Source organism: Kitasatospora sp. NPDC092286 (assembly GCF_044755565.1).
Classification (GTDB): domain Bacteria; phylum Actinomycetota; class Actinomycetes; order Streptomycetales; family Streptomycetaceae; genus Kitasatospora.
On sequence record NZ_JBIVRD010000131.1, the window covers coordinates 1 to 1277 of the forward strand.

Sequence of the window (1277 nt, forward strand, 5' to 3'; positions counted from 1 at the left end):
CCAAGAAGCAGTAGCCGACCGAACCCCCGCAGCCAGCAGCCCTCTCCCCAACCTCAACTCGAAACGGACATCAACTCTCGAACCGCCCTCTCAGACCCGGCACTGGAGCCCGGACCTGCATGGCGATGGCAACCTACCACGCGACCACGGCACTCCCAAACCGCCACTACGGAAGCAACTTTGGACACCTGTGGCAACCCGCCAGCCCTGAGGAGAGCCCGTGTCCACACAGTTCATGACCGTCAAGCAGACCGCAGAGCACCTGAACATGTCCGTTCAGTGGGTGTACCGCGAGGCGCCCAAGGTCGGCCTCGTCCCGTACCGCTTCGGGAGCGGGCGCAATGCGAAGCTGCAGTTCAAGGTCACCGAGGTCCATGCCTGGGTGAAGCAGCAGCGGATGTCCGGCGGCTGATGTCGGACAACGACACATGTGGGGCCCTGGCCAGCGATGAACAGGGCCCCACCTGCTTCAGGCCGCGAGCCCGAGGTCGAGGACCTGGGCGGCGTGGCCGATGGAGCCGGGCATCAGGTGCCGGTAGATCTTGAACGTCACGTCGATGCTCTTGTGCCCCATCCACTCGGCGACGTCGGTGATCGGGATGTTGTGGCTGAGGCAGTTCGAGGCGAAGAAGTGCCGCAGGCCGTAGATCGTCATGCCCTCGGGGATGTCGACGTCGCCGGCCCGCTTGATCCGGTCCCACTGGTTCTGCAGGTAGTACGACGGGTAGGGCTTGCTGATGTCCAGCGGGTGGCGAAGCGGATAGCCGTCGATGGTGCCGTGGGTGTCCGCGTACGTCAGCAGGCGGATCCGGGTCCGCGCCGGCAGCGGAACGTCCCGGTAGTCGCCCTCCTTGCGGTGCTTGAGCGGCGCGTAGTCCTTGGTCGTCTGGTTGACCTGCTCGCTGACGCGGTAGACGTCGTCAACGACGATGTTGTTGATGTTGACGGCAAGGGCCTCGCCGTTACGGAGCCCGCATCCGCTCATCAGCTCGGCGACCAGGTTGAACGTGTCGTCGCCGGCTTCGCGTATCCCGCCGAGCTGGACGAGCGAAGGGATGACCGCGCGCTTCGGGTCGTACTGGGGCGGGGTGACCCCGTCGAACGGGTTCTCCGGGTAAAGACCGAGGCGGTGGGCGTCGAGCAGGATCGCCTTGAGCTTGTCGAAGGCGTTGGCCTGGGTGGCTAGGCCCAATGCCGGTGACTTAATTCGTGTCTCGCTTGGTGATCGTGACGGTGGCTGGTTGGGGTGGTGGCCAGTTGCGGTGTTGGGCGCGTTT

General features: G+C 64.9%; 2 protein-coding genes. One reads left to right on the plus strand and one right to left on the minus strand.

Annotated features, from left to right (window positions below; translation table 11 throughout):
- Positions 1 to 220 precede the first annotated feature (220 nt).
- Positions 221 to 412: a helix-turn-helix transcriptional regulator gene (locus tag ACIQIB_RS39510; protein WP_400764316.1), complete on the plus strand. Its 192-nt coding sequence runs from the start codon at positions 221 to 223 to the stop codon at positions 410 to 412.
- A gap of 57 nt (positions 413 to 469) precedes the next feature.
- On the opposite strand, the gene ACIQIB_RS39515 is transcribed toward ACIQIB_RS39510, so the two are convergent.
- A complete protein-coding gene (locus tag ACIQIB_RS39515) occupies positions 470 to 1192 on the minus strand; it encodes a tyrosine-type recombinase/integrase (protein WP_400764318.1) in 723 nt (240 codons plus the stop codon).
- Positions 1193 to 1277: the final 85 nt, after the last annotated feature.